Raw genomic sequence first — 25398 nt, 5'->3', positions numbered from 1 at the left:
AGTGTTAAATTTTATCGTTAAAAATCGTATTTTTAGCCGATATGAGCTAAAAATAATGTGACACAGCAGTCAGCCTAACTCTAGGGTTTTAATCTGGATTTGTGGCAAAATAGCTGCAATAGCTTATCTGATTGATTTAAATTTTTCGCCTACATTTCAGGTATCCCACATCAAAATAGGTCGCTTATGAATGCGTTAACCCAAGAATTGGTTGAATTACTTAGCCTTGAAAAAATTGAAGAAAATGTCTACCGAGGTATCAGTCGCAACTTGGTCGGAAAACGTGTCTTTGGTGGTCAGGTGTTGGGGCAGGCATTACGCGCGGCATCTTATACTACCGATCGTCCTGCACATTCATTGCATGCTTATTTCTTGTATGGCGGTGATGTCAACGCGCCTATTCTGTATCAAGTGGATCGTTTGCGTGATGGGAAAAGCTTTGTCAGTCGTCAGGTTCGTGCCATTCAGCATGGGCGTACCATTTTTACTGCAATGATTTCTTTTGCTTATCCGGAAGAAGGTTTAAATTATCAAATTAGTGAACCTGAATATCCTGCTCCAGAACAGGTGAAATCAGAAGCTGAACTGAAAAAAACGATCGTGGAATTTGTGCCGGAAAATGTGCGTGCCAGCTTTATGCGCGATCGCCATATTGATATCCGTCCGATTGATCCAAGCAATCCATTTCAACCGCAGCCTGAAGCACCCTCTTATGCGCACTATTTACGGACGCACGATAAAATCGCGCCAGAAATTGACGAGATTTCTTTGCATCAGGCCATTGCTGCATTCTATTCAGACTTTACCTTAATGACCACGGCACTTCGTCCGCATGGTTTAAGCTATTTATCGCCAAGTTTGCAATGTGCCAGTATTGACCATGCCATGTATTTCCATAAGCCATTCCGTGTGGATGAGTGGATGCTATACGACATGGAGGCTACGGTGAGTGCAAGTTCACGTGGCTTGAACTTCGGTCGCATGTGGCAAAACGGGGAATTGGTGTGTAGTACCACCCAAGAAGGTTTAATTCGTATCCGCGAAATTGAAACCCAGTAAGCGATCAGTTGAAATGAAAAAACCGGACAGTTCGTCCGGTTTTTTTATGATCGGGGTTTAGTGGCAGCGGGGAATATCTTCCGATACATCTTTATGGCAGCCATGACTTGAATGGGCAAACGTCTGCCCAATACTTAAAATGAGTGTGGTGATGAGGATTATTTTTTTCATAAGTATGCTCTTTTAATTATGGGTAAATTAGTTGTAATTCAAAAGCAGATTTTATGCCATTTATTCAGTAAGTCATTCATGATTCAGACAAAGTGAAAATCATGCTTTTACCTATTTATGCTGAACTTGTGACAAAAAATTCCTCGATTCTAAAAATAGGGCATGGCATAGTGCCTGCAAGACTTGACAATAAAAGCATGCAGAGATGAGCTTAAACACCCAAATTTTGATTGCTGCGATTTTAGGCGTGGCTTTCGGTTTTATCCTGAATCTTTATCCCAATACCCCATTTTTTGATGCCAGTTTGTATGGTTTGGGAATTGCCAGCAGTATTTTTATTGGCTTGTTAAAGATGCTGTTAATTCCCCTGATTTTTAGTTCAATTGTAGTTGGGGTATCCAACTTACAGTCAGGTGGGCAATTAGGTAAAGTCTGGAAAATTACTTTAGCCTGCTGCGTGACCACCACTACCTTGGCGTTAATTCTCGGAATCAGTTCTGCGCATTTGTTTGATGTGGGCAAGGGCATAGACATCGCCATGTTTCAAGATGCGATGAGTACCCATCAAACCCCAGATACCTTAACGCCAACTTCATTTTTGACCAATTTTATTCAAAATACCTTAATCAATCCCTTTAAGGCCTTTTCTGAGGGCAACGTCCTTGCCGTAGTGCTGTTTGCTTTATTTTTCGGTGTGGCTTTGGTGCATGGCGGTGAGCGTTTTAAAACCGTACGTCAAGTCAGCCAGCAGTTTTTTGACATGATGATGTTCATGATCATCTGGGTGATGCGACTGGCGCCGATTGGTATTTTTGCCTTATTGGCAAAACTGATTTCAACGGAAGATATTTCTGTACTGAATCGTCTGGTTGAATTTGCTGTTGTCGTGACTGGAACCACCATTTTCCACGGTGCTGTGGTTTTGCCGCTATTACTGTGGATTTTCGGCAAGATGAATCCGCTGACCTTTTTTAAAGGGGCGCGTAGCGCACTGATTACGGCTTTTGCCACCAGTTCCAGTTCTGCCACCATGCCACTTTCAATGAAATGTGCCCAGGAAAACTTAGGTGTGCGTCCGGCAACAGCCGGTTTTGTGATTCCACTGGGAACGCAATTAAATATGGATGGAACGGCACTGTATGAAGCTGCCGCGGCTCTATTTATTGCCAACCTGATGGGGCTGGATTTAACTATTGGTCAGCAGTTGATTGTTTGCGTAACAGCAATGATTGCCTCGTTAGGTGCACCGGGCATTCCAAGTGCCGGCATGGTGACCATGATTATGGTGTTGCAATCGGTCGGTCTGCCTGCCGAAGCCATTGCCATTTTATTGCCGATTGACCGTTTACTAGATACGGTACGTACTGTAGTCAATGTGCAAGGCGATATGATGATTAGTGTGGTGGTGGACCGTCATACCCGTGATGAGAATAAAATTCCAACCTAATCATTTTCCCAGCATGGATTCCATACCACTTCCCATAAATGTCCATTGGGATCTTGAAAATAGCCTGCATATCCACCGTAAAATGTGGCTTGTGCAGGTTTGATAATTTGAGCACCTGCACGTGCTGCTTGCGCCATGATTTGATCCACTTCTAGTGGACTATAGACATTATGTCCTAATGTCATTTGAGTCGGGCACATTGGAGTCAGTTCCAGACCCGTATCATGCTGAATACTTTGCTGTGGCCATAAGGCAAGTTTTAAATCTGATTGCAGTTCTATAAAAGCGACTGCACCATATTCATAGTCTTGACCTAAAATGCCTTCGTTATGTAAACCTAAACCTTCACAATAAAACTTCAGTGACTGCTCTAAATCCTTGACGGCAAGCGTGATGACAGAAATATAGGGTTTCATCTTTTATCCTTATCTTTTTTTCTTATCTGGATTTATTGTAGTGCAAATAAAAGCAGGGCATAAAGCCCTACTGTTTGGAATTTGTGAGATTAATTGAAGCAACTTTCAGGGCTGCTCATTTTGCAGCAGAAACATGATCTAAATAGGTGATGGCATCTTCAGTTCTGGCTTCATGCACAGGATCGTATCAAGGCATTAAATAACCGAGTTGTTGGAAACCAGCCAGAGTGGATTCGGCATTAGGCGGTTATCTTTAGCCTGTTCTTGTTTTGTTTTTGATCAAGTTCACTTTGACTGAGAAGCAGTATAAAAAATGCCCTCAATTGTGATGAGCAATAGAGGACATTCAAATATCAATAGATGATGGATTTTGTCAGACAATCGGTATTAATCAGCTTGTCTGCTTTTATCTGTAACATCGTCGGCAATTTCGATCTCTGGCTCATCATCGATATCCATAGATTCTACGGGCTCATCCAGATCATCGACATCCGCTTCTGGAATGCTATCCAAATCGAATTCAGTCGATTGTTCCAGGGTAAAGTTCAAACGACCGGCCATTACGCTGGCAAGTTCTTCCAAACCTTGTTTGTTCATCGATGAGAATAACTGAATCGAGAAATTAAGCTTCATTTTTCTCAATTGCTGTTGCACTTCTTGTAGCGCTTTTGATGCAGGGCCACGGTTCAATTTGTCTGATTTGGTCAATAACACGTGTACAAACAATTTACGTGAATAAGCCCATTCCAGCATCATCACGTCAAAGTGTTGTAGTGGATGGCGAATGTCCATCAACAACACCAAACCTTGTAGGCTTTGGCGATGAATCAAATAGTTTTCAAGTTCTTTTTGCCAAACCAGTTTCATTGCTTCAGGTACGGCTGCATAACCATAACCCGGTAAATCGACCAGACGCTGGTCAGGATTACCCAAGCTGAAAAAGTTGATCATTTGGGTACGACCGGGTTTTTTCGATGCACGCGCCAATTGTTTTTGATTGGTTAATGCATTGATGGCACTGGATTTCCCCGCATTTGAACGGCCGGCAAAAGCAATTTCATAGCCAGTATCTTCTACACAAAGATTGAGCTTTGGCGCACTCATCAAGAATTCAGCTTTGCGTAACCAGTTGAGTGAACGCACAGAATATTCAGTAATGGCAGAATCAACTTTTTTCTCATAGCTGATCTTTTGCTTAGGCGCATTCGCGATCTTACTGTTTTTGGATTTTCCTCTGCTGTGGTGCATAACTCAACTTCAATAAATGATCTACAAAGAAACATTATAAAGGAAGTCGTCTAGGCAAGCGACCTTTGCATTTTGAAAGCAGTAAAACTTCGGATGATGATTTAAAGATTAATCAGTGAAATGGGGGATAAGGTGGCGACTTTGCTGGAGCTGCTTTGATCGAGCACATCACCTAAACGATAGTGATCTAAAGATTGGTAAAACTGTTCAAGTGCTTGATCTAAAATGCCTTTAAGCCCGCAGTTGCTGCGGAGTACGCAGGCTGGAGTATCGCATTCCACAATCTGGTTATTGCCTTGCAGAATACGGACAATGTAACCCAGATTTAAATTTAAAGTTTCTGCATTTAAGCGAATCCCACCGCCTTTTCCGCGTGTGGTAATGATCCAATCCTGTTTTCCCATGAAATGGACAATTTTAACCAGATGGTTTTGAGAGACATGCAAATCCTGTGCAATTTCTGCAATGGTATAAGGGGTGTCTCTGGGTCTGGAGATGTACATCAATAGACGCAAGGCATAATCAGTAAATTTATTGAGTTGCATGGAGTCTTTAAAGGCAGAGGGAAGATATATATAGCGTAGCTTGAAAGTCCCCCGAAAGGAACTTTCAATAACAATAAATTAATTATTTATTAAGTATTTAGCCTTTAACTGGTGCAGAAACCTGAACCACATCACCTGCTTTGTAGTTTTCAAGCAAGATGTTGGCAACAGAATATTCTGTATGATTTACTTCAGGTTTTACATCAAAAACAAATTGATCCGCAGATTGGGCGTCAGCAAACGTAAATTGTTGTGGCTGTTGAATGTCATGTCCAGGCACTTGAACTTTCACAGAAATATAGCTTCCTGTTTCAGCACCAACAACAGGCTGACCATCTTGTGCTTTTAAAGTAAAACGTTTACCGCTGTCAGTTGCTTCAACTGCAGCAACTTCAAAGGCACGCCATCCAGCCCAACCGCCATTTTGTGCAGCCAGGTTTTCATATTTCTGTTTTTCTACCCCAGCTAGGATGCCTGCCAATTGCATATAAGCTTCTTTCCAGGCAGCAATCAGGTCAGATTCAAACGGTACATTTAATACTTCGCTAATTGAATGCAATAGGTTGTCACCTACAATGGCATATTGATCGGGTTGGATATCAAGGCTGACATGCTTAGTGGTAATGTGTTCGATTGCTTTAGCCAATACACTTGGATTTTCAATGTGTTCTGCATAAGCCAATACAGCAGCAGCTAAGGCACGTGGCTGACGACCGCTAGTTTGGTGATCTAGGTTAAAGACATTTTTTAATTCTGGATTGTTATTCAGCATGCGGTTGTAAAAATAGCTGGTCAGCGCAACACCATTTTCACGAAGGACAGGGACAGTTGATTTAACAAGTTCAATATGTTGTGGAGTCATGGCTAGAACATCTGTATTGTGGCTATAAGATGTATTCAAAATACATCTTATAAAATCGGTTGTAAATACATCTTTTAGAAAAACCCTAAAATAATTATGGGATATCTGAATATCCCATAATTTTAAAAATCTTGATAGGAATAAAAAGAGTTATTTTCTGCCGAAAAGAGAGCCGAGTAAGCCACGGACAATTTTCTGTCCAGTGCTGCCACCTAGGCTGCGTGCCGCACTTTTCGCAAATGTTCCGACAATATCTTGGGTCATTTTCTCACGTTGTTTCGATGCACGTTCAGCCTCTTTCTGTTGTTCACGAGCAATACGCTCTTGTTCACGTGCTTGCTGCTTTGCAAATGCTTCCTGTTCTTTGGCTTGTTGTTTCGCTAAGGCTTCTTGTTGCTTCGCTTGCTGTTTCGCTGTTTCCTCGGCAACGGCTTGTTGCTGATGCTGGGCTACTTTTTGCTGCAACATTTCATACGCACTTTCGCGGTCAACAGATTGCTCATACACCCCCGCAACAATGCTTTGTTGCATCAGTGTTTTACGTTCATCTACGTTAATCGGGCTAAATGAAGAGTAGGGCGGCATCACCCAGCCGCGTTCTACAATTTGTGGAATGCCTTTTTCATCCAGGCAGCTAATTAAAGCTTCACCCACACCCAGTTCGGTAATGGCTTGATCGACTTTAAATTCAGGGTTGGCGCGGAAAGTATCTGCTGCGGTTTTTACCGCTTTTTGATCTTTCGGGGTAAAGGCACGTAAGGCATGTTGTACACGATTACCGAGTTGTCCGAGTACGCTTTCAGGTAAATCCAATGGGTTTTGCGTAACAAAATAAATCCCCACCCCTTTGGAGCGAATCAAACGCACCACCTGTTCAATTTTTTCCTGTAGCGCTGCGCTGGCATTATCAAACAATAAGTGCGCTTCATCAAAGAAGAACACCAGTTTGGGTTTATCCATATCACCCACTTCAGGCAATTGTTCAAAGAGTTCCGATAACATCCAGAGTAAGAAGGTGGAGTACAGTTTAGGGGTGTTCATCAACTTGTCTGCGGCCAGTAAGTTGATATTGCCTCGTCCTTGGCTGTCGGTCTGAATAAAATCCAGGATATTTAAACTGGGCTCACCAAAAAACTGATCACCGCCTTGGTCTGCGAGCGCCAATAAATTACGTTGAATAGCCCCAAGACTGGCGGGGGAGAGGTTGCCATATTCCGCCTGAAATTCCGTGGCATGTTCAGACACATAAGTAATGATTGATTTTAAATCCTTAAAATCAATCAATAGTAAGCCTTGATCATCTGCGATGCGGAACACCGCTGAAAGTACGCCTTCCTGAGTGTCATTCAGATTGAGCATTTGCGCTAATAGTAATGGTCCTATTTCCGACACTGTGGTGCGAATTGGATGACCTTGCTCTCCAAATAAATCCCAAAACACCACCGGTGATGCAGCAAACGGGATGGATTCAATATTTAAAATTTTTAGATGTTCGTCAAATTTGGGATTGCTTGAGCCGGCTTTGGCTAGGCTAGAAACATCGCCTTTGGCATCGGCTAAAAATACGGGCACACCAATTCGGGAAAAGTTTTCAGCCAGGACTTTAAGGTGACTGTTTTACCCGTTCCGGTTGCACCTGCGATCAGTCCATGACGGTTGGCGAACTGTGAGTGTAAAACAATCTCTTGTTGTGTATTTGAGGTTTTCTTGGCAATAACGATAGGTGTACCCATATGTGTTCCTATTTTATGTTCTTGTGTCTGAAGTTATTCGAGTTGTGGCGTATTCAATTGTTTTAACGCGTTTTCTATATCTTGTATTAAATCGGTCGGATGTTCTAGCCCTATACAAAAGCGAACCAATAAACCTTGTTGTAAATGTGTAGTTTCCAAAACACGCATATCTTTTAAGTTGTATAGCATGACTAGACTGACCGGGCCACCCCAGCTAAAACCCAGCTTAAACAGTTGTAAGGCATCACAGAATTGACGAATATCTCTAAGTGTATATTCAGATTTAAAAATAACACTGACCAAGCCGGCGCTTTGACCTGTAATGCAAATCTCTTTCCAATAGTCATGTCCAGCAGATGATTTATCGGCAGGATGCAGCACCTGAACAAATTCTTTTTGTTGTTTCAGCCAATCTAACAGTTTTAAAGTGCTTTGAGACTGATGTTGATAGCGCAGTTGCATTGAAGCAAGGCTACGTTGAACTTGTGCAGCATCATCACCTGAAACGGAGATGCCTTGAATGGCATGCATACGGAACAGTTTGTGATGTAGATTCTGATCACGTGTTACCATTGAGCCCATCAAGATATCGCCACCACCACTTGGATATTTCGTCAGCGCATGCACGGTGAGATCGACACTTAAGTGCTGGTCAGAAAAATCAAAGGCATTAAAGGCAAGTCCTGCACCCCAGGTATTATCCAGTGCAGTCAAGACATTGGCTTGTTTGGCTTTATTGACGAGACCTACTAAGTTGGGGAATTCTAAAGTGACTGAGCCTGCAGCCTCTAACCAAATCAGTTTGGCTTTATTTGTAGGTTGAAAACTATCCACATCTATTGCATTGTAAACCTTAACGGTAATGCCATAACGTGTTTCCAGATTGCGCAAATGTTCCATGTTTGGTCCATAGATGTTGTCTGCAACCCAAACTTCATCTCCGTGGGCCAAAAAGCATGAATTAACCAGGTTGATGGCAGACAAACCACTTGGTGCAAGCAGGCAATATTCACCTCCTTCAATCTGCGCAATGTTGTCACCTAAGGTGAACGTTGTCGGCGTGCCGTGGGTGCCATAACTATAGTCATAGGCATCTGTCCAATGGCGATTAAACAGTGCATTGGTGTCTTCAAAAATAATGGTCGATGCACGAAACAAGGGAGGTTGAACCGTAGAAATGTATTGCGGGGCTTTTCGTGGTGCATGAATGAGTTCTGTTTGTGGATTTTTTTTCAAGGTTCTGCTCTAAGTCGTATCAAAATTAGCTTTAGCTTAAGAGAAACTCGCAGATTAGGCTATATAAATGCCTAAATGTATAGAAACGTTAATCTGCACATAAAGTTGGCTTCATTTTTGCTAAACCTATATCAGAACACAACAATAGGTAGGAGCGCATGAAGTCGCATTTAAAAGTACATTATTTTCAGCATATTGCTGGTGAAGGGTTCGGCAGTTGTTATGCATTTTTAAAACAGCACCATGCTAAAATTAGTGCAACGGAGTTTTTTGCATTACCTGTGGATCGTCCTTTGGATATTGAAGCTTTGCCTCACGTGGAAGATGTCGATTTGCTCATTATTATGGGGGGACCGATGAGTGTGAACGATGAAGCAAATTTCCCCTGGTTAAAGGTAGAAAAACGCTGGTTGCGACGTTATTTGTCGATGGGTAAGCCTGCAATCGGTTTGTGTTTGGGTGGGCAACTCATCGCTAATGCATTGGGTGCAGCAGTTCGCCGTAATGAAAAACAAGAACGCGGCTGGACAGGGGTGCGCAAAGTTAATCATGTGCCTGAAGAGTGTTTTGAACTACCTGATCAATTTAATGTGATGCAGTGGCATAGCGAAACCTTTGAAATTCCGAAAGGAGCGATTCATTTAGCGGAAAATGATGTTTGTCGAAACCAAATGTATCAAATCGGAAAAAATGTCTTGGGATTCCAATTTCATCCAGAAATCACCACGGAGGCGTTAAAGCTATTTCTGGAAAATGATGAAGAGCTGGTAAATTTTTCAGGAGAATATGTGCAATCTGAACAACAATTAAAAAAGTCGCCAAAAAGCAATTTTATTCAAGGAAATCAAATGTTAAACCAAGCAATTGAGTACGTTTTGCAAAAAACCGCAAGTTGATTTATTTTTAAACAATGTTACAAATTTAAGATGTGAGAAATATACTAAAAAGTTGAAAAGGGATTTGCTTAAGTGTTAAACAATAGCTATAATGAGCGGCCTTTTAGTAAAAGGGTTAACTACGAATAAAGTAGTTAATATCGTGACAGTCGTGGCATCGATCATGACCTTAGTGATTTTCACTGCCTTTGACACTTACCAATAGGGTGAGATGCGTCAGAGGTGATTCTTTATATTTTTGGCTTGGAGTTTACTGGTATGTCTAACCAGAGAATCCGTATCCGTTTGAAGTCTTTTGATCATCGTCTGATTGATCAATCTGCTCAAGAGATCGTAGAAACAGCAAAACGTACTGGCGCACAAGTTTGTGGTCCAATTCCGATGCCTACACGCATCGAGCGTTTTAACGTTCTAACTTCACCGCACGTTAATAAAGACGCGCGTGACCAGTATGAAATCCGCACTTACAAGCGTTTGATCGATATCGTTCAACCAACAGACAAAACTGTTGATGCATTGATGAAATTAGATCTTGCAGCTGGTGTTGATGTTCAGATCGCATTGGGTTAAGGCTTTCGGGTTAATTAACACTCTAAGTTAATTAAGCCGCTTTTTTAGAGGTTTATGCACATGGCTATTGGTTTAGTCGGTCGCAAGTGCGGTATGACACGTATCTTTACAGATGCTGGTGTTTCTGTACCTGTTACAGTGATTGAGGTTGATCCTAACCGCATCACTCAAATCAAAACGCTTGAAACTGATGGTTATCAAGCGATTCAAATCACTACTGGTGAGCGTCGCGAATCTCGCGTAACTAATCCTCAGAAAGGTCACTTCGCTAAAGCGGGTGTTGCTGCTGGTCGTTTAGTTAAAGAATTCCGCGCTACAGAAGCTGATCTTGAAGGTCGTGAAGTTGGTGGTACGCTTACCGTTGAATTGTTCACAGTGGGTCAAATTGTTGACGTAACTGGTCAGTCTAAAGGTAAAGGTTTCCAAGGTGGTGTTAAACGTTGGAACTTCCGTACGCAAGACGCTACTCACGGTAACTCACTATCTCACCGTGTTTTAGGTTCTACTGGTCAAAACCAGACTCCTGGTCGCGTATTCAAAGGCAAAAAAATGGCTGGCCATTTAGGTGCTGAACGCGTAACTACACAGGGTCTTGAAATTGTATCTATTGACACAGAACGTTCAGTTCTTGTTGTTAAAGGTGCGGTTCCTGGTGCTACTGGTGGCGACGTAATCGTTCGCCCTACGATCAAGGCCTGAGGGGAAATATTGTGAATTTAAATACTGTTTCCGGCTCTGCTGTTGAATTATCTGAAGTTGCTTTTGGACGTGAGTTTAACGAAGCTCTTGTACACCAAGTTGTTACAGCTTACTTAGCTGGTGGTCGTCAAGGTTCTAAAGCTCAAAAATCACGTGGCGATGTATCTGGCGGTGGTAAAAAACCTTTCCGTCAAAAAGGTACTGGCCGTGCGCGTGCTGGTTCTATTCGTAGCCCAATCTGGGTTGGTGGTGGTAAAACTTTTGCCGCTCGTCCACAAGATTGGTCTCAAAAAGTTAACCGTAAAATGTACCGCGGTGCTATGCAATGCATCTTAGCTGAACTTGTTCGTCAAGATCGCTTGGTATTGGTTGAAGAGTTTGCTGTTGCTGCTCCTAAAACTAAAGAATTGCTTGCTAAACTTAACGACTTAAATGCTGTTCGCGCATTAATCGTTACGGATGCTGTAGATGAGAATCTATATCTTGCTGCACGTAACCTTCCACATGTAGATGTGGTTGATGCTGCTGCAATTGATCCTGTTAGCTTGATCGCGTTCGACAAAGTTGTTATGTCTGTAGCTGCTGCTAAGAAAATTGAGGTAGAACTCGGATGAACAACGAACGTATCTATCAAGTCCTACAAGGACCTGTATTCTCAGAAAAAGCACAAGTTCTAGGTGAAGCTGCTGGTGTTCAAGTTTTTAAAGTTGCTATCAACGCAAACAAACTTGAAATCAAAAAAGCAGTGGAACAACTCTTTGGTGTTCAAGTTGTTAAAGTTAACACAACGATCACTAAAGGTAAGACTAAACGCTTTGGTAAAACATTAGGACGTCGTTCTGATGTTAAAAAAGCATACGTCACCCTGAAAGCTGGCCAAGATGTTGAAATGGCTGACTTGGGCGATACCGCTGAAAGCGCAGCGGAATAAGGACGAGAATTATGCCTATTCAAAAATGTAAGCCAACGTCACCAGGACGTCGCTTTGTAGAGAAAGTCGTTCACGACCATCTTCACAAAGGCGCGCCTTATGCTCCGTTGGTTGAAGCTAAAAAACGTACTGGTGGTCGTAACAATAACGGTCACATTACGACTCGTCACGTTGGTGGCGGTCATAAACAGCACTACCGTTTAGTTGACTTCAAACGTAACAAAGACGGTATCCCTGCTACTGTAGAGCGTATCGAATACGATCCTAACCGTACTGCACACATTGCTTTGGTTTTGTATGCTGATGGTGAGCGTCGTTATATCATCGCTCCTAAAGGTTTGCGTGCTGGTGATAAAGTACAGTCTGGTAACGATGCTCCAATTCGTCCAGGTAACTGCTTACCACTTCGTAACATGCCTATCGGTTCTACTCTTCACAACATCGAACTTAAAATCGGTAAAGGCGCGCAATTAGCTCGTTCAGCTGGTACTTCTGTTCAGTTGTTGGGTCGTGACGGTTCTTACGCAATTGTTCGTCTACGTTCTGGCGAAATGCGTAAAATTCACGTTGAATGCCGTGCTGTACTTGGTGAAGTTTCTAACCAAGAAAGCAACCTACGTTCACTCGGTAAAGCGGGTGCTTCACGCTGGCGTGGCGTTCGTCCTACCGTACGTGGTATGGCTATGAACCCAGTTGACCATCCACATGGTGGTGGTGAAGGGCGTAATAAAGGTATTCAACCTGTAAGCCCATGGGGTCAAAAAGCTAAAGGGTACAAAACACGTACCAACAAGCGTACGACTAAGATGATTATTCGCGACCGTCGCGTTAAGTAACAAGTAAAGGAATCTGACAATGCCTCGTTCTCTGAAAAAAGGCCCATTCGTCGATGCGCACTTGTTCGCTAAGGTTGAAGCGGCTATCGCGGCTAATAACCGTAAGCCGATCAAAACTTGGTCGCGTCGTTCGATGATACTCCCAGATTTTGTTGGTTTAACAATTTCTGTTCATAATGGTCGTAACCATGTTCCGGTAATTGTATCTGAACATATGGTTGGTCATAAACTCGGTGAATTCGCGCCAACTCGTACCTATCGTGGTCACGGTGTTGACAAGAAATCTAAACGTTAAGGTGCTATGATGGAAGTTACTGCTAAATTACGCGGTGCCGCTATCTCGGCACAAAAAGCACGTTTGGTTGCAGATTTGATTCGTGGCAAGTCTATTGCTCACGCTTTAAACATCTTAAACTTCAGCAACAAAAAAGCTGCAGTTTTAGTGAAAAAAGCGTTGGAATCTGCAATTGCAAATGCTGAACATAATAACAGTTTAGATGTAGACGACCTTAAAGTTGCTACGATTTACGTTGATGAAGGCACTAGCCTTAAACGTATTTTGCCACGTGCTAAAGGCCGTGCAGATCGTATCACTAAGCGTACTTGTCACATCACCGTTAAGGTAGGGGTTTGATATGGGTCAGAAGGTTCATCCAATCGGTATCCGCCTAGGTGTTGTGAAACGTCATAACGCTAACTGGTATGCGAGTCCGAAACAATACGCTGAATATTTGCTTAAAGATCTTCAAGTTCGTGAGTTTTTGAACAAAAAACTTAAAAATGCGATGGTTAGCAAAATTCTTATCGAACGTCCTACAGGCGCTGCTAAAATTACAATTAGCACTGCTCGTCCAGGTATCGTTATCGGCAAAAAAGGCGAAGATATTGAGAAATTACAACGCGAATTAACATCTATTATGGGTGTTCCTGCGCAAGTAAGCATCAACGAAATCGATCGCCCAGATTTAGACGCTCGTTTAGTTGCTGAAGCAATCGCTTCTCAACTAGAAAAACGTGTAATGTTCCGTCGTGCTATGAAGCGTGCGGTTCAAAACTCTATGCGTGCTGGTGCTAAAGGTATCAAAGTTGAAGTTTCTGGTCGTTTAGGTGGTGCAGAGATTGCCCGTACTGAATGGTATCGTGAAGGTCGTGTACCTTTGCATACACTTCGTGCTGACATCGACTACTCATCTGTACGTGCTGAAACTACTTACGGTACGATTGGTGTTAAAGTTTGGGTATTCCGTGGTGAGATCTTAGGTGGCATGAAACAAGTCATGAACCCTGCTCCTGCTGAAGAACGTCCAGCTAAACGCGGTCGCGGTCGTGGTGAAGGTCAAGAGCGTCGTGGTCGTCGCAATGATCGTTCTGCTGAAAAAGGAGAATAATCCATGTTGCAACCTAAACGTACTAAGTTCCGTAAGGTACAAAAAGGCCGTAACACTGGTCTAGCGCATCGTGGTAGCACTGTATCTTTCGGTACTATCGCACTTAAATCTCTCGAGCGTGGTCAAATGACTGCTCGTCAAATTGAAGCTGCGCGTCGTACAATTAGCCGTCGTGTAAAACGTGGTGGTAAGATCTTTATCCGTGTTTTCCCAGACAAACCAATTACTGAAAAACCATTAGAAGTTCGTATGGGTAAAGGTAAAGGTTCTGTGGAATACTGGGTTTGCCAAATCAAACCAGGTAAGATCTTGTACGAAATGGATGGTGTTAGCGAAGAATTGGCACGTGAAGCGTTTACGCTTGCAGCTGCTAAGCTTCCGTTTAAAACCACTATCGTTACTAAGACGGTGATGTAATGAAAACTAATGATCTACGTGAAAAATCGGTAGAAGAGTTGACAGCTTTGCTTGATGAGCAACAGCTTAACCAATTCCGTCTTCGTATGGCTAAGGCAACTGGTCAATTGGGTAAATCGCATGAAGTTGCGCTTACTCGTAAGACTATTGCTCGTATTAAGACACTCCTTACCGAAAAACAGGGGAACGGACAATGAGTGAACAAACAGTTCGCACGTTAACCGGCAAGGTCGTAAGCGACAAAATGGACAAGTCTATTGTTGTGCTTATTGAACGCCGCGTTCAACACCCGTTGTATGGCAAATCAATCCGCCGTTCAACTAAATTACACGCTCATGATGAGAACAATGTTGCTAAAACTGGCGACTTGGTAACCATTAAAGAAAGCCGCCCAATTTCTAAAACTAAAGCTTGGGCTTTAGTGGAAGTTATTGAAGCTGCTGCTGAGTAATTAGACGTTCTTGTTGCATCATCGGTTAATTTCGAGTACTCTTTGAGCCTTTCGAAATTGTAACCGGTGATGCTCGGTTTTGGAGTAGGGCAATGATTCAAACCGAAAGTATGCTCGACGTAGCAGACAACAGTGGTGCTCGCCGCGTACAATGTATTAAAGTACTTGGTGGTTCACACCGTCGTTATGCTTCTGTTGGCGATATTATTAAAGTTACTGTAAAAGAAGCTATTCCTCGCGGTCGTGTTAAAAAAGGCGACGTGATGAATGCTGTAGTTGTACGTACGAAATTCGGTGTACGTCGTCCGGATGGTTCTATCATCCGTTTTGATGACAATGCTGCTGTGATTTTGAACAACAACAAAGCGCCGATTGCAACTCGTATTTTCGGACCAGTGACTCGTGAACTTCGTACTGAACAGTTCATGAAAATCATTTCATTGGCTCCTGAAGTTCTATAAGAGGCACTCATGGCTAAGATTAAAAAAGGCGATCAAATTATTGTGATCGCAGGTAAAGAAAAAGGCAAACAGGGAACTGTTCTGTCTGTTTCAAATGACCGTGTTAAGGTTGAAGGCCTTAACTTGGTTAAGAAGCATCAAAAGCCGAACCGAGCTACTGGCGCTGAAGGCAGCATCGTAACTCAGGAAGCTACGCTTCATATCTCAAACGTGGCAGTTTTTAATGCTACAACCCAAAAGGCTGACCGTGTTGGTTACCAAGTGATTGACGGCGTGAAAACTCGCGTATTCAAATCAAATGGTGAATCAGTGGCGGTAGCGAAGTAATAGGTTGATATAGGCCATGGCCAGACTTAAAACACGTTACAACGAAGAACTTAAAGCTCAATTGTTAGAAACATTGGGTGTTAAGAATGTGATGGAAATTCCTCGCATTACAAAAATCACCATCAACATGGGTGTTGGTGCTGCATCAGCTGACAAGAAATTGTTAGACGGCGCTCTTTCTGATATGCAAGCAATTGCTGGTCAAAAACCAGTACTTACTTTAGCTCGCAAATCTATCGCTGGTTTTAAAATCCGTGATGGTTGGCCGATTGGTTGTAAAGTTACTTTACGCGGCGAACGTATGTACGAATTCTTAGACCGTTTGATCTCTATTGCGATCCCTCGTATCCGTGACTTCCGTGGTTTTTCTGCGAAATCATTTGATGGTCGTGGGAACTACTCAATGGGTTTGAAGGAACAGATTATGTTCCCTGAAATCGATTTTGATAAGATTGATCGTATTCGTGGTATGGATATTACCGTTACTACGACTGCTCGCACCGATGACGAAGGCCGTGCGCTATTGCGTGCATTCGGCTTCCCGTTTAAATAAGAGGTCGATATGGCTAAGAAAGGTATGATTAATCGCGAATTGAAACGCGAAAAAACTGTTGCTAAATTTGCTGCAAAACGCGCTGAATTAAAAGCTACGATTGCAAATGTAAATGCAACAGAAGAAGAACGTTTCGAAGCGATGATGAAATTTCAGGCATTACCACGTAATGCGTCTCCAGTACGTCTTCGTAACCGTTGTGGTTTAACTGGTCGTCCTCATGGTTACTTCCGTAAGTTCGGCTTAAGCCGTAACAAATTACGTGAAACTGTCATGCAAGGTGATGTACCGGGCATGGTTAAGGCAAGCTGGTAAGGAGCGACTATAATGAGTATGCAAGATACCGTTGCCGACATGCTAACCCGTGTTCGTAACGCACAAATGGCTAAGAAACAAACTGTTTCTATGCCTAACTCTAAGTTGAAGGTTGCTATTGCTAACGTTCTTCAACAAGAGGGTTACATTTCTAACGTAGAAGTTGCTGATGCTGAAGGCAAAGCAACTTTAACAATTACGTTAAAATATTTTGAAGGCAAACCAGTTATCGAAACTGTGAAACGCGTAAGCCGTCCAGGTCTACGTCAGTATCGCGGTAAAGATGCACTTCCGAGCGTTAAGCAAGGTTTAGGTATTGCAATTGTTTCTACAAGCAAAGGCATCATGACTGATCGCGCAGCACGTTCTGCTGGTATCGGTGGTGAAGTTATTGCTTTTGTTTCTTAATAGGTGAATCCTCATGTCTCGTGTGGCTAAAGCCCCAGTAACTGTGCCTAACGGTGTTACAGTTACTCAGAACGGCCGGCAGGTCGAAGTGAAAGGCAGTAAAGGTACATTGTCTTTCAACCTGCATGCGCTGGTCGAGCTAAAACAGGAAGAAGGTCAGCTTCATATTGCTCCAGTTAAAGAATCTAAAGATTCTTGGATGCAAGCTGGTACTGCTCGCGCTGTTCTTAACAACCTTGTTAAAGGTGTTAGTGAAGGCTTCGAACGTAAGTTACAACTAATCGGTGTTGGTTATAAAGCTGCGGTTAAAGGTGATGTTGTTCATCTTAACCTAGGTTATTCACACCCTATCGATTATAAACTTCCTGAAGGTGTAACTGCTGAAACTCCAACTGCTACTGAAATCATTTTGAAATCAGCAAGCAAACATATGTTGGGTCAAGTAGCTGCAGATATCCGTTCATATCGTGAACCAGAGCCTTATAAAGGTAAAGGTGTTCGTTATTCGGATGAAGTTGTTCTTCGTAAAGAAGCTAAGAAGAAATAAGGCGCGAGGTTCTTATGAACGAAAAGAAACAATCCCGTTTGCGTCGTGCGAAAAGCACACGCTTGCACATCCGTGCATTGGGTGCGACTCGCTTGTGTGTAAACCGCACTCCGCGTCACATCTATGCTCAAGTTATTTCAGCAGATGGTGGCAAAGTTTTAGCGCAAGCTTCAACTTTAGATGCTACTTTACGTGCTGGCACAACTGGTAATGTTGAAGCAGCTCAAAAAGTAGGTGCTTTAATCGCAGAACGTGCTAAAGCAGCTGGTGTAACTAAAGTTGCATTTGACCGTTCTGGTTTTAAATATCATGGTCGTATCAAAGCCTTGGCTGATGCTGCTCGTGAAAACGGCTTGGAGTTCTAATCATGGCTAAAGTTGAACAAAACGAAGGTCTTGTTGAAAAGCTGGTTGCCGTTGATCGTGTAGCCAAAGTTGTTAAGGGTGGTCGTATCTTCTCTTTCACAGCATTAACTGTTGTGGGTGATGGTAATGGTCGCGTAGGTTTTGGTCGTGGTAAAGCACGTGAAGTTCCAGCTGCTATTTCTAAAGCACTTGAAGCTGCACGTCGTAACATGATTACTGTTGATCTTGTTAACGGTACTGTACAACACCCTATTAATGCTCGTCACGGTGCAAGCCGCGTTTACATGCAACCTGCTTCTGAAGGTACTGGTGTAATTGCTGGTGGTGCTATGCGTGCAGTTCTGGAAGCTGTTGGCGTACATAACGTATTGACAAAATGCTATGGTTCTACAAATGCTGCTAACGTAGTTAACGCAACTTTCAAAGGTTTGCGTGACATGACTTCTCCTGAGAAAGTCGCTGCGAAACGTGGTCTTTCAGTAGCACAAATTCAAGGGTAATCAATCATGAAAACGATTAAAGTTACCCAGACTAAATCTTCATCGCATCGCTTGAAAAATCACAAGCTTAGCCTTCAAGGTTTAGGTCTGCGTCGTATTGGTCATACTGTAGAAGTTGTTGATACTCCTTCTAACCGCGGTATGATCAACCAAGTCTACTATATGGTTAGTGTAGAGGAATAAGCCATGACTCTGCGTTTAAATACTATTGCACCTGCAGAAGGTGCTAAACGTGACAACCTTCGTCTAGGCCGTGGTATCGGTTCTGGCGTTGGTAAGACCGGTGGCCGTGGTGTCAAAGGTCAAAACTCACGTAAGAGCGGTGGTACACGTCCAGGATTTGAAGGTGGTCAAACTGCATTATATCGTCGTTTGCCTAAATTCGGTTTTACTAGCCAACTCGCTCTAAAAACTGCTGAAGTACGTTTATCAGAGCTTGCTAAAGTTGAAGGTGATATTGTTTCACTTGAAACTTTAAAAGCAGCGAATGTTGTTCGTAGAGATATGACTCGTGCTCGTATCGTACTTTCTGGTGATATTACTCGTGCATTCACTATTCAAGGTGTTGCATTGACTAAAGGCGCTAAAGCTGCTGTTGAAGCTGCTGGCGGCAAAGTCGAGGAGTAATCGCTAGTGTCTATGTCTCCTAGTTCTTCGGGTCATGTTAACATGATGAAAGGGCAGCCGTTTCATGTGAAATATCGTGAAATTATTCGCCGAATGATGTTCCTTATTGGTGCATTAATGGTCTTTCGACTAGGAGCACATATTCCAGTACCAGGCATTAATAATGCCGCACTTGAAAATCTTTTTAATGCAAACCAGGGTACTATCCTTGGTTTGTTTAACATGTTTTCAGGTGGTGCATTAGAGCGGATGTCAATTCTTGCTCTTGGGATCATGCCTTACATTTCTGCCTCAATTATTGTGCAGTTAATGTCTACGGTTGTTCCTTCGCTGGAAGCTTTAAAGAAAGAAGGCGAGCAAGGTAAGCGTAAGATCAATCAATATACGCGACAAGGTACATTGTTACTTGCACTTGTGCAGTCTGTAGGGATGTGTGCAGGACTTATTAGTCAAGGGATTACTTTGACTGGAGGTCTGGCTTTTTACATTCCAGCTGTGACTTCGCTGGTTGCCGGTACCATGTTCTTGATGTGGTTGGGTGAGCAAATTACTGAACGCGGAGTCGGGAATGGGATCTCCATGATCATCTTTGCGGGTATTGTTGCTGGATTGCCGAATTTAATTATGCAATCTTTATCATCGGTAGATAATGGTCAAACCAGTCTTATCGGCTTGGCAATCTTTGGCTTGTTATCTATAGGTGTGTTAGCAGCGATTGTGTTTATTGAAAAAGCACAACGTCGCATACCAGTTAATTACGCCCAAAAACAACAAGGTCGTCGTGTATTTACTGCACAACAGACACATTTGCCATTAAAAATTAATATGGCGGGTGTGATCCCAGCAATTTTTGCAAGTTCATTGCTTTTGTTCCCTGCGAGCTTAGGGCAATGGGTGGGTAGTGCTGATCCTAGTGCAGGAATTATCAAACGTGGCCTGCAAGATTTGGCACTCGTGTTGTCGCCTGGACAGCCGTTGTATTTGGTGCTCTTTGGTGCGTTAATTATCTTTTTCTGTTACTTCTATACTGCGCTAGTATTTAGCCCTAAAGAAGTGTCGGAAAACTTGAAACGCAGCGGAGCTTATGTGCCTGGTATTCGTCCAGGTGAGCAAACTGCTCGTTACTTAGATCATATTCTCAATCGTTTGACCTTTATTGGCGCGATTTATATCACAGTGATTTGTTTAATGCCAATGGTATTACAGAGCTCATTTGGTATTCCATTCTCTTTGGGTGGTACCTCTTTGCTGATCGTTGTGGTAGTCGTGATGGACTTTATGGCTCAGCTACAAGCACATCTCACCTCGCATCAATACGATAATCAAACGTTAATGAGAAAAACGACTGCTCATCCTAAGGGATAAGCGCACTTGAGGTTTCATCATGAAAGTACAAGCTTCTGTAAAAAAAATTTGTGGTAGCTGTAAAGTTATCCGTCGTAATGGGGTTATCCGCGTGATTTGTAGCGCTGAACCTCGTCATAAACAGCGTCAAGGTTAATCTAATCAAGACCTGTTGATTTCAGTAGGTGAATTGGGTTAATATCCGCCCCTCAAGGTTTTTGTCGGGCGGTTGATTATCTCTACTGCCTTTTTGGAGAAAGTGAATGGCTCGTATTGCCGGTGTAAACATTCCGGATAACAAGCATGCTGTTATCTCCCTCACGTATATCTTTGGTATCGGTCGCCACACTGCTAAGAGCATCTTAGCTGCTGTAGGTATTCCAACTACTACTAAGATCCGTGAATTGGATGATGCTCAGCTTGATGCGATTCGTGCAGAAATTACCAAGGTTCCGACCGAAGGTGATTTACGTCGCGAAATTTCCATGAACATTAAACGTTTAATGGATTTAGGCTGCTACCGTGGTCTTCGTCATCGTCGCAGCTTGCCTGTCCGTGGACAACGCACCAAAACTAACGCACGTACCCGTAAAGGTCCGCGCAAACCTATTAAGAAATAAGATTTCTGGAAGCTAAAAGATGGCTAAAGATACTCGCACACGCAAGAAGGTCACCCGTACCGTCTCTGAAGGTGTTGCACACATTCACGCTTCTTTTAATAACACCATTGTGACTATTACCGATCGTCAAGGTAATGCACTGGCTTGGGCCACTTCAGGTGGACAAGGCTTCCGTGGATCACGTAAATCAACTCCGTTCGCTGCTCAGGTAGCTGCTGAAGTTGCTGGTAAAGCTGCTTTAGACTACGGTTTGAAAAACTTGGACGTCCTTGTAAAAGGTCCTGGTCCTGGTCGTGAATCTGCGGTTCGTGCTTTAGGTGCAGTGGGTTATAAAATTAACAGCATTACCGATGTGACGCCAATCCCGCACAACGGTTGTCGTCCACCTAAAAAACGTCGCGTGTAAGGAGAAACATTCATGGCTCGTTATATTGGTCCAAAATGCAAACTCTCTCGCCGCGAAGGGACAGACCTGCAACTTAAATCAGGCGTTAAACCGTTTGACGTTAAGACAAAAAAACATGCGAAAGCTCCTGGCCAACATGGTCAAAGCCGCGCAAAACAATCTGAGTACTCACTACAATTACGTGAAAAACAAAAAGTACGTCGTACGTATGGTGTTTTAGAACGTCAATTTAGTAATTACTATAAAGAAGCTGCTCGTGTTAAAGGCGCAACAGGTGAAAACTTGTTGAAATTGCTAGAAAGCCGTCTTGATAACGTTGTTTATCGCATGGGTTTTGGTTCTACACGTGCAGAAGCTCGTCAGCTTGTATCTCACCGTTCAATCACTTTAAATGGTCGTCGCGTTAACATCGCTTCAATCCAAGTTAAAGCGGGTGACGTGGTTGCAGTTCACGAAGGTGCTAAACAACAATTGCGTATTAAAGGCGCAATCGAGTTAGCTACTCAACGTGGTATTCCTTCTTGGATGGAAGTTGACCATTCTAAATTGGAAGGTACGTTTAAAGCTGCACCGGATCGTTCTGATTTACCTGCTGAAATCAACGAAAGCTTGATTGTAGAATTGTATTCTAAATAATCCCTTGAGGTAGCAATAATGACGCGTACTGCAAATGAGTTTCTAACTCCGCAAGCGATCAAGGTCGAAGCGGCTAGCGGGACCTCGGCAAAAGTGATTCTAGAACCATTAGAGCGTGGCTTTGGTCATACTCTTGGTAATGCTTTACGTCGTATCCTTCTTTCTTCTTTACCTGGCGCTGCTGTGGTTGAAGTTGAAATAGAAGGGGTTGAGCACGAGTACAGTACCTTGGAAGGCTTGCAGCAGGACATCGTCGAGCTCTTGCTGAACCTAAAAGGATTGTCGATTAAGCTGTTCGATCAAAACGAAGCATACTTGACATTAGAAAAACAAGGTCCTGGCGATGTAACTGCCGCTGATCTTCGTTTGCCTCATAATGTTGAAGTGGTAAACCCTGAGCATTTGATCGGCACATTAAGTGCTTCAGGCTCATTAAAAATGCGCCTGAAAGTTTCTCAAGGTCGCGGTTATGAGACTTCTGACTCACGTTTCCCAGAAGGCGAAACTCGCCCAGTGGGTCGTTTACAGTTAGATGCTTCTTATAGCCCAATCAAGCGCGTGTCTTACACAGTTGAAAATGCTCGTGTAGAACAACGTACTGACCTTGATAAATTGATCATTGACCTTGAAACCAACGGTACAGTTGATCCAGAAGAAGCAATCCGCAAAGCGGCAACAATCTTGCAACAACAAATTGCAATTTTTGTTGATCTTCAGAAAGATCAAGCTCCTGTTGCTCAAGAGCCTCGCGAAGAAGTGGATCCAATCTTGCTTCGTCCAGTAGATGATCTAGAGCTTACTGTTCGTTCTGCTAACTGTTTGAAAGCAGAAAATATTTACTACATCGGTGATTTGGTTCAACGTACTGAAGTTGAGTTGTTGAAAACTCCTAACTTAGGTAAAAAATCGTTAACTGAAATCAAAGATGTTCTGGCATCGAAAGGCTTGCAATTGGGCATGCGTTTAGAGAACTGGCCACCGGCTAGCCTCCGCATGGACGATCGCTTTGCTTATCGTAGCCGTTAATTAAGTAGGACTATCACCATGCGTCATCGTAATAGTGGTGTGAAATTAGGCCGTACAAGCAGTCATCGTAAAGCGATGTTCCAAAACATGGCTAATTCTTTGTTCGAACACGAGTTAATTAAAACTACTGTTCCTAAAGCAAAAGAATTACGTCGTGTTGCTGAGCCTTTAATCACTTTAGCTAAAGTCGATTCTGTAGCAAACCGTCGTTTAGCGTTTGCTCGTACTCGTTCAGCTGCAACTGTAGGTAAATTATTTACAGTTCTTGGCCCTCGTTACAAAGAACGTAACGGCGGCTATCTACGTGTTCTTAAAGCGGGCTTCCGTGCAGGTGATGCTGCACCGATGGCTTACGTTGAGCTAGTAGATCGCGAAGTTAAATAATTTCGCAAAAAGAACTTCAGTTGTTCGAAAAAGGCCGGTGTTTCACCGGTCTTTTTTATGTCTGATTGTTTTGTATTGTCAGACAATTTTAGATTTTGTCCTGAACTGATATATTTTTTATCAGATTTATTTAAACTTGACATTGTGTATTGTCAAATTTATGGTTTAATAAAATAAAGTTCAACAAGGTTATAAAAAGAACATGGAAAAGCATATTGATATTTTGATTGTGGGCGCAGGTATTTCAGGTATTGGTCTTGCTGCACATCTTTCAAAGAACTGTCCGCAACGTCAATTTGATATTATTGAACGTCGTGAAAGTTTTGGTGGAACTTGGGATTTATTTAAATACCCCGGGATTCGTTCAGACTCAGACATGTCGACCTTTGGCTTTAATTTTAAACCTTGGCAGAAAGCCAATGTCCTTGCAGATGGGGCATCCATTAAAGGCTATTTATCTGAAGTTGTTGATGAATACCAATTAAAAAGCAAAATTCATTTTAAGCATCGTGTGCTATCCGCTAATTATGATTCTTCAATCCGTAAGTGGGTGGTACAAATTGAAGATGAAAATCAAAAACGACACACCTGGATTGCTAATTTTGTATTGGGTTGCACCGGCTATTACAACTATGACCAAGGCTTCCAGCCAGATTTCCCAAATCAAGCAACATTTAAAGGTCAGTTTATTCACCCACAACATTGGCCAGAAAATTTCGACTATACTGGTAAGAAAGTGGTGATTATTGGCAGTGGCGCAACCGCCATCACCCTAGTACCTGCAATGGCAAAAGGTGGCGCAGCGCATGTCACCATGCTACAACGCTCACCGACCTATATTGCTTCGGTTCCTTCAATTGATTTTGTGTATGACAAAATGCGTAAGGTTTTGCCGGAAGATCTTGCTTATAAACTGACGCGTGCACGTAATATTGGCATGCAACGTGGTATTTATGCACTTGCGCAAAAGCAGCCAAAATTACTGCGTAAGTTGTTACTCAAATCAATTGAGATGCAGCTTAAGGGTAAAGTGGATATGAAACACTTTACGCCAAGCTATAACCCCTGGGATCAACGTCTTTGTGTGGTACCTGATGGTGATTTATTCAAGATTTTACGCTCAGGCAAGGCGAGTGTGGAAACGGATCAAATTGAGAAGTTTACTGAAACTGGTATTCAGCTGAAATCCGGTCAACATTTGGATGCCGATATTATTGTCTCTGCGACAGGTTTGCAGATTCAAATTCTAGGCGGTATCAAAGCCAGCATTGACGGGAAACCTATAGATACCTCTAAACATATGTTGTATCAGGGGATTATGGTCAGTGATGTACCGAATATGGCGATGATTATTGGTTATATCAACGCATCCTGGACGCTTAAAGTGGATATTGCAGCTGATTATATTTGTCGTCTGATTAATTATATGGACAAGAATGGCTATGACCAAGTGATTGCCCAAGGTGATCAGACTGAATTGATGGAAGATACCGTAATGGGGAGTTTATCTTCAGGTTATATCGCACGTGCAGCGGATGTCATGCCGAAACAGGGTAAACACACGCCTTGGAACGTGACCAATAATTATCTGGCTGATCGTAAAATATTAAAACATGCCAAATTTGATGATAACGTACTTAAATTTCAAAAGCACACAAGCGTAGATTCGCATAAGCCTAAGTTAGTGTCTTAAGTCAAATAGCAAAAAAAGGAGTCTAAGACCACTGCTGTCCCATAGTTTGATTTAAATAAAAAACCTGAGTCCAAATCGTTAAAATATGAGTGCAAACAAACACTTTAACGACCAGGATTCAGGTTTTGTCACATCAGAATACCGTATTTCATCAGCTTATTAAACCCGTCGTGCGACAGGATTTTGAGCAACTTGCTAAAGTACACCATGTTGGACAGAAATTTAGAGCGGCTTCAAGATGGGATCAGTTTATTGCCATCTTGATGTCTCAACTTTCCTGC

At 42.7% G+C, this 25398-nt stretch carries 37 protein-coding genes and 3 pseudogenes; 33 read left to right on the top strand and 7 right to left on the bottom strand.

Annotation, left to right across the window (positions count from 1 at the left end; genetic code table 11):
* Positions 1-186 precede the first annotated feature (186 nt).
* Both E0409_RS12885 and E0409_RS12880 read left to right on the top strand, forming a co-directional pair.
* Positions 187-1059: an acyl-CoA thioesterase gene (locus E0409_RS12885; protein ID WP_131291449.1), complete on the top strand. Its 873-nt coding sequence runs from the start codon at positions 187-189 to the stop codon at positions 1057-1059.
* A 376-nt stretch (positions 1060-1435) separates the two neighbouring features.
* Positions 1436-2677 (top strand): dicarboxylate/amino acid:cation symporter, encoded by a 1242-nt coding sequence (locus E0409_RS12880; protein ID WP_131291447.1) that lies wholly within the window; start codon positions 1436-1438, stop codon positions 2675-2677.
* Here E0409_RS12880 and E0409_RS12875 read toward each other — a convergent pair.
* From E0409_RS12875 to E0409_RS12845, 7 genes and pseudogenes are all read right to left on the bottom strand, one after another.
* Positions 2674-3093 (bottom strand): VOC family protein, encoded by a 420-nt coding sequence (locus E0409_RS12875; protein ID WP_131291445.1) that lies wholly within the window; start codon positions 3091-3093, stop codon positions 2674-2676. The two genes, E0409_RS12880 and E0409_RS12875, sit on opposite strands and share 4 nt — an antisense overlap.
* A 115-nt stretch (positions 3094-3208) precedes the next feature.
* Positions 3209-3345: pseudogene (locus tag E0409_RS16785) on the bottom strand (metal-dependent hydrolase); the annotation flags it as partial.
* A gap of 135 nt (positions 3346-3480) precedes the next feature.
* Positions 3481-4341, bottom strand: coding sequence for a ribosome biogenesis GTP-binding protein YihA/YsxC (gene yihA / locus E0409_RS12865; RefSeq protein WP_131291443.1), 861 nt, complete (start codon positions 4339-4341; stop codon positions 3481-3483).
* A gap of 101 nt (positions 4342-4442) precedes the next feature.
* The gene (locus E0409_RS12860; protein ID WP_131291441.1) at positions 4443-4886 is read right to left on the bottom strand and encodes an RrF2 family transcriptional regulator; all 444 of its coding nucleotides are present in this window, start codon (positions 4884-4886) and stop codon (positions 4443-4445) included.
* Between the two features lie 97 nt (positions 4887-4983).
* Positions 4984-5748 carry a globin domain-containing protein gene (locus tag E0409_RS12855; RefSeq protein ID WP_131291476.1) on the bottom strand — a complete coding sequence of 255 codons (765 nt, stop codon included), beginning with the start codon at positions 5746-5748 and terminating at the stop codon, positions 4984-4986.
* Positions 5749-5898: 150 nt separating this feature from the next.
* Positions 5899-7481, bottom strand: a pseudogene (locus E0409_RS12850) (helicase HerA-like domain-containing protein).
* A gap of 33 nt (positions 7482-7514) precedes the next feature.
* The gene (locus E0409_RS12845; protein WP_131291439.1) at positions 7515-8717 is read right to left on the bottom strand and encodes a PLP-dependent transferase; all 1203 of its coding nucleotides are present in this window, start codon (positions 8715-8717) and stop codon (positions 7515-7517) included.
* 158 nt (positions 8718-8875) lie between these two features.
* Here E0409_RS12845 and E0409_RS12840 point away from each other — a divergent pair, with 158 nt between their 5' ends.
* The 31 genes and pseudogenes from E0409_RS12840 to E0409_RS12690 form a co-directional block, all read left to right on the top strand.
* The gene (locus tag E0409_RS12840; protein ID WP_131291437.1) at positions 8876-9613 is read left to right on the top strand and encodes a type 1 glutamine amidotransferase; all 738 of its coding nucleotides are present in this window, start codon (positions 8876-8878) and stop codon (positions 9611-9613) included.
* 258 nt (positions 9614-9871) lie between these two features.
* Positions 9872-10183 carry a 30S ribosomal protein S10 gene (gene rpsJ, locus E0409_RS12835; protein ID WP_000070912.1) on the top strand — a complete coding sequence of 104 codons (312 nt, stop codon included), beginning with the start codon at positions 9872-9874 and terminating at the stop codon, positions 10181-10183.
* Between the two features lie 60 nt (positions 10184-10243).
* Positions 10244-10882: a 50S ribosomal protein L3 gene (gene rplC, locus E0409_RS12830; protein ID WP_131291435.1), complete on the top strand. Its 639-nt coding sequence runs from the start codon at positions 10244-10246 to the stop codon at positions 10880-10882.
* 11 nt (positions 10883-10893) lie between these two features.
* Entirely contained in the window at positions 10894-11496 is a 603-nt protein-coding gene (gene rplD, locus E0409_RS12825; protein ID WP_131291433.1) for a 50S ribosomal protein L4, read from the top strand.
* Entirely contained in the window at positions 11493-11813 is a 321-nt protein-coding gene (gene rplW / locus E0409_RS12820) for a 50S ribosomal protein L23 (RefSeq protein ID WP_131291431.1), read from the top strand. The genes rplD and rplW overlap by 4 nt, the downstream gene beginning before the upstream one ends.
* An 11-nt stretch (positions 11814-11824) precedes the next feature.
* The gene (gene rplB / locus E0409_RS12815; protein ID WP_131291429.1) at positions 11825-12649 is read left to right on the top strand and encodes a 50S ribosomal protein L2; all 825 of its coding nucleotides are present in this window, start codon (positions 11825-11827) and stop codon (positions 12647-12649) included.
* 19 nt (positions 12650-12668) lie between these two features.
* Complete coding sequence (gene rpsS, locus E0409_RS12810) at positions 12669-12944, top strand: 30S ribosomal protein S19 (protein ID WP_004281508.1); 276 nt, start codon at positions 12669-12671, stop codon at positions 12942-12944.
* A gap of 9 nt (positions 12945-12953) precedes the next feature.
* A complete protein-coding gene (gene rplV / locus E0409_RS12805; protein WP_131291426.1) occupies positions 12954-13283 on the top strand; it encodes a 50S ribosomal protein L22 in 330 nt (109 codons plus the stop codon).
* Position 13284: 1 nt separating this feature from the next.
* Positions 13285-14101: pseudogene (gene rpsC, locus E0409_RS12800) on the top strand (30S ribosomal protein S3).
* A complete protein-coding gene (rplP, locus tag E0409_RS12795; RefSeq protein ID WP_067726649.1) occupies positions 14041-14454 on the top strand; it encodes a 50S ribosomal protein L16 in 414 nt (137 codons plus the stop codon). The pseudogene rpsC and the gene rplP overlap by 61 nt, the downstream one beginning before the upstream one ends.
* The gene (gene rpmC, locus E0409_RS12790) at positions 14454-14651 is read left to right on the top strand and encodes a 50S ribosomal protein L29 (RefSeq protein ID WP_005012982.1); all 198 of its coding nucleotides are present in this window, start codon (positions 14454-14456) and stop codon (positions 14649-14651) included. Before rplP ends, rpmC begins: the two co-directional genes overlap by 1 nt.
* Positions 14648-14905: a 30S ribosomal protein S17 gene (gene rpsQ, locus E0409_RS12785; protein ID WP_067726647.1), complete on the top strand. Its 258-nt coding sequence runs from the start codon at positions 14648-14650 to the stop codon at positions 14903-14905. The genes rpmC and rpsQ overlap by 4 nt, the downstream gene beginning before the upstream one ends.
* Positions 14906-14997: 92 nt before the next feature.
* A complete protein-coding gene (gene rplN / locus E0409_RS12780) occupies positions 14998-15366 on the top strand; it encodes a 50S ribosomal protein L14 (RefSeq protein WP_004650480.1) in 369 nt (122 codons plus the stop codon).
* Positions 15367-15375: 9 nt separating this feature from the next.
* Positions 15376-15693 carry a 50S ribosomal protein L24 gene (rplX, locus tag E0409_RS12775; RefSeq protein ID WP_131291422.1) on the top strand — a complete coding sequence of 106 codons (318 nt, stop codon included), beginning with the start codon at positions 15376-15378 and terminating at the stop codon, positions 15691-15693.
* Between the two features lie 16 nt (positions 15694-15709).
* On the top strand, positions 15710-16246 hold the full coding sequence (rplE, locus tag E0409_RS12770; RefSeq protein WP_067726643.1) for a 50S ribosomal protein L5: 537 nt from the start codon (positions 15710-15712) through the stop codon (positions 16244-16246).
* Between the two features lie 9 nt (positions 16247-16255).
* Positions 16256-16561 carry a 30S ribosomal protein S14 gene (gene rpsN / locus E0409_RS12765; RefSeq protein ID WP_067726641.1) on the top strand — a complete coding sequence of 102 codons (306 nt, stop codon included), beginning with the start codon at positions 16256-16258 and terminating at the stop codon, positions 16559-16561.
* Positions 16562-16573: 12 nt separating this feature from the next.
* Positions 16574-16969 carry a 30S ribosomal protein S8 gene (rpsH, locus tag E0409_RS12760; RefSeq protein ID WP_067726639.1) on the top strand — a complete coding sequence of 132 codons (396 nt, stop codon included), beginning with the start codon at positions 16574-16576 and terminating at the stop codon, positions 16967-16969.
* A 13-nt stretch (positions 16970-16982) separates the two neighbouring features.
* Complete coding sequence (rplF, locus tag E0409_RS12755) at positions 16983-17516, top strand: 50S ribosomal protein L6 (protein WP_067726637.1); 534 nt, start codon at positions 16983-16985, stop codon at positions 17514-17516.
* A 14-nt stretch (positions 17517-17530) separates the two neighbouring features.
* Complete coding sequence (gene rplR, locus E0409_RS12750) at positions 17531-17881, top strand: 50S ribosomal protein L18 (protein WP_004281497.1); 351 nt, start codon at positions 17531-17533, stop codon at positions 17879-17881.
* A 2-nt stretch (positions 17882-17883) separates the two neighbouring features.
* The gene (gene rpsE / locus E0409_RS12745; protein ID WP_067726635.1) at positions 17884-18381 is read left to right on the top strand and encodes a 30S ribosomal protein S5; all 498 of its coding nucleotides are present in this window, start codon (positions 17884-17886) and stop codon (positions 18379-18381) included.
* A gap of 6 nt (positions 18382-18387) precedes the next feature.
* A complete protein-coding gene (gene rpmD, locus E0409_RS12740) occupies positions 18388-18564 on the top strand; it encodes a 50S ribosomal protein L30 (protein WP_067726633.1) in 177 nt (58 codons plus the stop codon).
* Between the two features lie 3 nt (positions 18565-18567).
* Positions 18568-19008 carry a 50S ribosomal protein L15 gene (gene rplO / locus E0409_RS12735; RefSeq protein ID WP_067726631.1) on the top strand — a complete coding sequence of 147 codons (441 nt, stop codon included), beginning with the start codon at positions 18568-18570 and terminating at the stop codon, positions 19006-19008.
* 45 nt (positions 19009-19053) lie between these two features.
* Positions 19054-20373 carry a preprotein translocase subunit SecY gene (gene secY, locus E0409_RS12730; protein ID WP_171458816.1) on the top strand — a complete coding sequence of 440 codons (1320 nt, stop codon included), beginning with the start codon at positions 19054-19056 and terminating at the stop codon, positions 20371-20373.
* Positions 20374-20392: 19 nt separating this feature from the next.
* Complete coding sequence (rpmJ, locus tag E0409_RS12725) at positions 20393-20509, top strand: 50S ribosomal protein L36 (RefSeq protein WP_000867907.1); 117 nt, start codon at positions 20393-20395, stop codon at positions 20507-20509.
* Between the two features lie 106 nt (positions 20510-20615).
* Positions 20616-20972 (top strand): 30S ribosomal protein S13, encoded by a 357-nt coding sequence (rpsM, locus tag E0409_RS12720; protein ID WP_067726626.1) that lies wholly within the window; start codon positions 20616-20618, stop codon positions 20970-20972.
* A gap of 19 nt (positions 20973-20991) precedes the next feature.
* On the top strand, positions 20992-21378 hold the full coding sequence (rpsK, locus tag E0409_RS12715; RefSeq protein ID WP_001040166.1) for a 30S ribosomal protein S11: 387 nt from the start codon (positions 20992-20994) through the stop codon (positions 21376-21378).
* A 12-nt stretch (positions 21379-21390) separates the two neighbouring features.
* Entirely contained in the window at positions 21391-22014 is a 624-nt protein-coding gene (gene rpsD / locus E0409_RS12710) for a 30S ribosomal protein S4 (RefSeq protein WP_067726624.1), read from the top strand.
* An 18-nt stretch (positions 22015-22032) separates the two neighbouring features.
* Positions 22033-23040, top strand: coding sequence for a DNA-directed RNA polymerase subunit alpha (locus E0409_RS12705; protein ID WP_004650465.1), 1008 nt, complete (start codon positions 22033-22035; stop codon positions 23038-23040).
* 18 nt (positions 23041-23058) lie between these two features.
* The gene (gene rplQ, locus E0409_RS12700) at positions 23059-23424 is read left to right on the top strand and encodes a 50S ribosomal protein L17 (protein ID WP_067726622.1); all 366 of its coding nucleotides are present in this window, start codon (positions 23059-23061) and stop codon (positions 23422-23424) included.
* A gap of 202 nt (positions 23425-23626) precedes the next feature.
* Positions 23627-25117: a flavin-containing monooxygenase gene (locus tag E0409_RS12695; RefSeq protein WP_131291420.1), complete on the top strand. Its 1491-nt coding sequence runs from the start codon at positions 23627-23629 to the stop codon at positions 25115-25117.
* Positions 25118-25242: 125 nt separating this feature from the next.
* Positions 25243-25398, top strand: a 156-nt coding sequence (locus E0409_RS12690) for a DUF4372 domain-containing protein (protein WP_131291418.1), incomplete at its 3' end; no start/stop codon positions are given.

The organism is Acinetobacter sp. ANC 4862 (assembly GCF_004336635.1).
Lineage (GTDB): Bacteria > Pseudomonadota > Gammaproteobacteria > Pseudomonadales > Moraxellaceae > Acinetobacter.
The sequence above is the reverse complement of the archived record's forward strand: the minus strand, read 5'-3'. Positions and strand labels throughout refer to the sequence as shown.